Here is a 6,601-nt window from a genome sequence, read left to right on the forward strand (position 1 = left end):
GGTGGAAGACGACTTCTTAATGATATCGTTCCACCTTTTTTAGTTTGAACTATGAAGTAATTCAGGATATAATAAATACGAACAAATGTTCTTGATGGAGGAGTTAAAATGAAGATTATTCATACTGCTGATTGGCATTTAGGTAAGATTTTAAATGGTAAGCAATTTTTAGAAGATCAACGATACATACTAAACCAGTTTATTGAGAATTTGAAAGACGAGAAACCAGATGTTTTAATCATTTCAGGTGATATTTATGATACGTCTTATCCTAGTAAGGAAACAATTAAACTTTTTGAAGAAACGATTAAAACAATCAATGTAATCATGGAGATTCCGACGATTATAACGAATGGAAATCATGATGGTAGAGAAAGATTAAACTATGGTTCTACTTGGTTTGAGTTTTCACATTTATATATTCGAACGCAACTTCATTCAATGTCTACACCCATAACGATTAATGACATCAACTTTTACACACTCCCATTTGCCACAATTAGTGAAATTAAAGCCTTTTTTAATGACGATAAGATAAAGACCTATGAGCAAGCAACTCAAAAATGTATCGAGCATATGTCAACGCATTTAGATCAAAATCAAATCAATATATTAATTGGCCATTTAACTATTAAAGGTGGTAAAACATCAGAGTCTGAGAGACCTCTTACAATTGGGACAGTTGAGAGTGTAGAAAAGTCTAATTTTAAAATGTTCGATAGAGTGCTCTTAGGACATTTGCATCATCCGTTTAGCATCACCGATAATGTCATTGATTATAGTGGCTCACTATTGCAATATTCATTTTCAGAGGTTAATCAAGCTAAAGGTTATAAGAGATTAACAATAAAATCAAAAAACAACATTGAAACTAAGTTTGTTCAATTGAAGCCATTGCGAGAATTAGAAGAAATTGAAGGGGACTATATGGATGTCGTACAAGGAAATGTTCCTGTGAAGAGTAAAGACAACTATTTCCATTTTAAACTAAAAAATATGTCGCATGTTACCGATCCAATTATCCACCTTAAACAACTATTTCCGAATACATTATCTTTAAGTAATATCACATTTGAAAGTCGAAATGATACCACTTATGCAAATTTTAAAACAACAGATGATCCTACTATCATTAAAAATTTCTTTAAAACGATTACAGATGAAGATTTAACAGAATATCAAGAGAAAAAGATACACCAATTATTAAACCAAGTTATTTATAAGGAGGATTAAATCATTGAGACCAACTAAATTAATACTTAATAACTTTGGACCATTTATACACGAAATGATTGATTTTCAACAAATAAATAATGAACAGTTATTTTTAATTAGCGGGAAAACTGGTTCGGGAAAGACGATGTTGTTTGATGCTATTGTTTATGCATTATTTGGAAAGGCATCAACAGAAGGAAGAAATGAGGGTGAGTTGCGAAGTCATTTCGCTGATGGTAAATCACCAATGAGTGTAGAGTATGAATTTAATATCAATGATAAGAAATTTAAAATATATAGACAAGCTGGTTTCGTTAAAGAGGGAAATTCATCGCCAACAGCAGGGGAACTTGATGTATTTGAATTTGATGAAGATAGTCAGTCATATGAATTGCGAGAGAGTAAAATTAGTTCAGGTAATAGTTATATCAAAGAACTATTAGGTATAAATGCGGAGCAATTTAGACAATTATTTATATTACCACAGGGCGAATTTAAGAAATTTTTAGTTTCAAATAGTTCTGATAAACAGAGTATTTTAAGAACGCTATTTAACAGTATACGTTTTGAAGAGATGCAGAATTTATTAATGAATCAAGTTAAAGATGAGAAAAAGCACATTGAAACACGTTATGATCAAATTCAGATGCTTTGGGATGATGTTGAAACATTTGAAGATGATACATTAATTCAATTTAAAGACTTAAATAGTATGCAAACTAAAGAAATTGTTAATGCAATACCTCAATTTGAACAAGTAGGTCAACGTTTAGGTGAAGAATATGAACATCTAAAATCACAGCATTTCGAATCACTTGAATCTATCAAACGCAAGATAGAGTCAAATCATAATTTAATTGATTCATTAAAAGAACTAGAACGTAATAAAAATGAAAAAATTCAACTTGAAAAAAATAAAGCGTATATTGAAGAATTAAAAAGTGAATTACATAAAATAATGGAAGTTAAACCCTTAAGTCATTTATACGATCAAAAAAATGCTAAAGAACAAAAGCTAAAAGATACGCAACAGAAGTTAAATACAATTTTAAAATATTTGGAAGAACTTAATGCAAATTTGAACAAACTCCAAAAAGAACAGAATAATTTAAATGAACAGTCTGAAATGGTTACTAATAAAGCAGCATACGTTGAAAAAACAAAACAATTTTATATGAATTTGAATAAATATCAGAAAGCATTTGAAGAAATTAAACAAAATGATGCGCATCTTAAAAGTAATAATCAAACGCAAGAAGAAAATAGAGGCTTAATCAATAATTTAAATAATGAAATAGCTCAAATAGATGTTAGTAGTGAAAATATTGAAAAACTTAACCAAGTTATATTTGAATTAAAAATGACATATGATAAAAAAATGGCTTTAAAAGAGAGTAAAGATAAATTTCAATTATTAAATCAAAAATATAACGAAACTGAAATTAAAATTAGTGAGGTCAAAGAACAGATCTCAGATTTGAAGGTTGAATTAGAGAAAATAGATAAAACAAATATTGATTTAAATGATAAACAAACATTTATTCAAGAGATTCAAAATGCGCTTCACGTTGGAGACACATGTCCAATATGTGGGAATGAGATTGAATCACTTAATGAGCATATCAACTTTAATGAAATCGCTAGAAATCAAAGTTTAATAAAAAATGTGAATAATGAGTTGAATTCTAAAGTGAATGAGTTAACAAAACTTGAAACGACTTCTGAACATATTAGTAAACAAATGAATGAATTAGAGTTTAATGATGATGAAATTAACGACATTGGTGAAATAGAAGCCCACTTAACAGTAAAAAGTAAAGAAAAAGAAAATCTGCAGCTTCAATTAAAAGAACTTGAGAAATTAAAAAAAGAACTCGAAAAGCAAAAAGACATCTATCATAGTTTACAGATTAAACATGAAAAATTACAATCATTGAAGCAATATTACGAAACATTAATATTGGATTTTAAAGATAATACCAACTACGAAGACATATCAAATTTTGAACAATGCTACATGGAATATGATCAAATTGTTAGTGAATATGTAACGAAGAAAGAAACTTTAGAGTCAGAATTAAACCAAACAAAGCAACAAATTGAAATTGAATCTAATAATTTAAATAATAATCAGCAAGGTATCGAGGAACTTAAACAAGAACTAAATGATTATAGCGACAAGATTAATCAAGAAATGGAACGTATAGGATTAAATTCATATGAAGATGTTGCATCTTTACTTGCTAAGATAAATAGCAAAGAACAAATTGAAATGAAGATTAAGCAATATGAACAAGATCACCAAAAATTCACATTAGAAATTGAGCGTTTATCTAATATTACGAAAGGTCAAGTACCTGAAGCGGTTGATCAGTTAGACGCTACTAAGACTGAAATTGAAAAACAGTATAATCATTACATGGAAATGAGTGCTACAGTTCAATATAAAGTACAAAGTAATAAAGAAAAATTCAATAGTATAACGAACCATATTAATTATTTAGACAAAGAATTAAAAGAGCAACAAGAAATATTTGAATTATCTGAGGTATTATCAGGCAAAAATAGTAAGAAATTAACATTAGAAAATTATGTACTTATTTACTATTTAGAACATATCATCCATCAAGCAAATATACGTTTAGAGCGTATGAGTGGAGAAAGATATCAATTAAAACGAAGAGAATCAATATCTCATGGTTATAGTGGTTTAGAAATTGAAGTGTTTGATTTTCATTCAAATAAATCCAGACACATTAGTTCGTTATCTGGTGGTGAAACATTCCAAGCATCACTCGCTTTAGCATTAGGTTTAAGTGAAGTGGTCCAACAGGAATCTGGCGGTATTACATTAGAATCAATGTTTATTGATGAAGGGTTTGGTACGCTAGACCAAGAAACATTAGAAACGGCGATAGACACTATCGTTAAACTAAAAACGACAGGTAGAATGGTTGGAATTATATCTCATGTGAGCGAACTGAAACAACGCATACCATTAATTCTCGAAGTAACGTCAAATCAATATCAAAGTCAAACCAGATTTAAATGGAATTAAAAAAATACAATATGGCAACTTAATATCAGTACTATCGTTGCCATATTGTATTTAATTATCATTATTTTGCTCTTAATAAATCGCGAATTTCTGTTAATAAAACAGTGTTTTCTTCGATTTCTTCTTCAGGCTCTTCTTTTTTCACTAATGTATTTGCTATTTTTACAAATATAAATAGTGCAATTGCTACAATTATAAAATCAATAATCGATTGAATGAATAGGCCATATTTAATTCCCCAGAATTCCCAATCTTTAGCAAAATCAACTGAGCCGAAAATTTTACCAATTAATGGCATAATAATGTATGTAACTAAAGATGTAACAATTTTGTTGAACGCTGCACCCATAACTACAGCGATTGCTAAATCCAACACGTTACCTTTAAGTGCAAACTCTTTAAATTCTTTAAACATAAACTCAATACCCCCACATAAGAATAAAATATATTATACAACATATAAATATTTTAGTAAATGTTTAATTTAAAAGAAATTTGCTATTGTATAAAGCCTTTGTTATCCTTTAATATAGCGTCTTAAATTACTTCATAGAATATTATCATATGTAAATTAAAATATAGTAAAGGAAAGGAGTAAGTAAATTATGAATTCTTCTTCAGAAGAAACAAAGCATAATAAGAAGTTTTCATCGGTTTTTATCTATAGTGCTATAGTAGTAGCTATTGTGGTATTAATCGGTGCGTTTTTACCGGAGCAATTCGGTACAATTACAGGTAATATCAGTAGTTGGATTACTGAAAAGATTGGTTGGTATTACATGATTTTGACTACAGTAATTGTGTTCTTTTGTATCTTTTTAATCTTTAGTCCAATCGGTAAACTTAAGCTAGGTAAACCAAACGATAAACCAGAATTTAATACAGTATCTTGGTTTGCAATGTTATTTAGTGCCGGCATGGGTATAGGTTTAGTGTTCTATGGCGCAGCTGAACCTATGGCAGATTTTGCTTCACCACCTAATGCGGATCCTAAAACTACTGAAGCATACACGGAAGCATTACGTTCAACATTCTTCCACTGGGGATTCCATGCTTGGGCAGTATATGGCGTAGTTGCATTAGCATTAGCCTATGCACAATTTAGAAAAGATGAACCAGGATTAATTTCAAGAACATTACGTCCAATTTTAGGTGATAAAGTTGAAGGACCTATCGGAACAGTTATTGACGTTCTTTCAGTTTTCGCAACTGTTGTAGGTGTAGCTGTATCACTTGGTATGGGCGCACTACAAATTAATGGTGGACTTAATTACCTATTTGGCATTCCAAATAATGTATGGGTTCAATCTATTATTATCGTAGTAGTTACAGTTTTATTTATTGCTAGTGCATGGTCAGGTTTAAGTAAAGGTATTCAATATTTAAGTAACTTAAATATTGGATTAGGTACACTTTTAATGATTATTGCTTTAATAATTGGACCGACTGTACTCATCTTTAATATGTTTACTAGTTCAACTGGTAGCTTACTCAATACATTCTTATTCAACAGTTTTGATACTGCAGCGCTAAATGGCCAAAAACGTGAATGGATGTCTTCTTGGACACTTTACTATTGGGGTTGGTGGTTAAGCTGGAGTCCATTCGTAGGTGTGTTCATCGCACGTGTTTCTAAAGGACGCTCAATTCGTGAATTTATTTCAGGTGTATTACTTGTACCTGCTATCATAAGTTTCTTATGGTTCAGTGTATTTGGTGTATTAGGTATCGAAACAGGTAAAAAACATCCTGAGTTATTTGATATGACACCTGAAACTCAACTATTTGGTGTATTCCACCACGTTCCATTAGGAATGGCATTATCACTTATAGCATTAGTGTTAATTGCTTCATTCTTTATTACATCTGCCGATTCAGCAACATTCGTACTAGGTATGCAAACAACATTTGGTTCACTTGAACCTTCTGGTACTGTTAAAGTAACTTGGGGTGTTGCGCAATCATTAATCGCGTTCATCTTATTATTAGCAGGTGGAGGAAATGGTGCTGACGCATTAAATGCGATTCAAAGTGCGGCAATCATAAGTGCCTTCCCATTCTCCTTTGTAGTAATAATGATGATGATTAGTTTCTATAAGGATGCAAATAAAGAACGTAAATTCTTAGGATTAACACTACAACCAAATAAACATAGACTTGAAGATTATGTTAAATATCAGCAACAAGATTATGAATCTGATATTTTAGAAAAGCGTGAATCAAGAAGAAACGCTGAAAAATAATATTAGGTAATCGTAATTAAGTTTATTGCCTTTAAGCACTTAACCAGTGCTTGAAGGCAATTTTTTTAGGCTCTATAATAAATTG

General features: G+C 30.4%; 4 protein-coding genes. 3 read left to right on the forward strand and 1 reads right to left on the reverse strand.

All coding sequences use genetic code 11. The features are described 5' to 3' along the window. Positions 1-108 precede the first annotated feature (108 nt). Both sbcD and sbcC read left to right on the forward strand, forming a co-directional pair. Entirely contained in the window at positions 109-1,233 is a 1,125-nt protein-coding gene (gene sbcD, locus KA828_RS01030) for an exonuclease subunit SbcD (protein WP_210125228.1), read from the forward strand. A 4-nt stretch (positions 1,234-1,237) separates the two neighbouring features. Further along, positions 1,238-4,273 (forward strand): exonuclease subunit SbcC, encoded by a 3,036-nt coding sequence (gene sbcC / locus KA828_RS01035; RefSeq protein WP_210125229.1) that lies wholly within the window; start codon positions 1,238-1,240, stop codon positions 4,271-4,273. Positions 4,274-4,334: 61 nt separating this feature from the next. Here sbcC and mscL read toward each other — a convergent pair whose 3' ends face one another. After that, positions 4,335-4,688 (reverse strand): large conductance mechanosensitive channel protein MscL, encoded by a 354-nt coding sequence (mscL, locus tag KA828_RS01040; protein WP_033080045.1) that lies wholly within the window; start codon positions 4,686-4,688, stop codon positions 4,335-4,337. A gap of 190 nt (positions 4,689-4,878) precedes the next feature. Here mscL and KA828_RS01045 point away from each other — a divergent pair, with 190 nt between their 5' ends. Continuing rightward, the gene (locus KA828_RS01045; RefSeq protein ID WP_210125230.1) at positions 4,879-6,516 is read left to right on the forward strand and encodes a BCCT family transporter; all 1,638 of its coding nucleotides are present in this window, start codon (positions 4,879-4,881) and stop codon (positions 6,514-6,516) included. Positions 6,517-6,601 lie beyond the last annotated feature (85 nt).

Origin of the sequence: Staphylococcus sp. GDY8P85P, from assembly GCF_017892405.1 — a bacterium.
GTDB classification, from domain to species: Bacteria; Bacillota; Bacilli; order Staphylococcales; family Staphylococcaceae; genus Staphylococcus; species Staphylococcus borealis.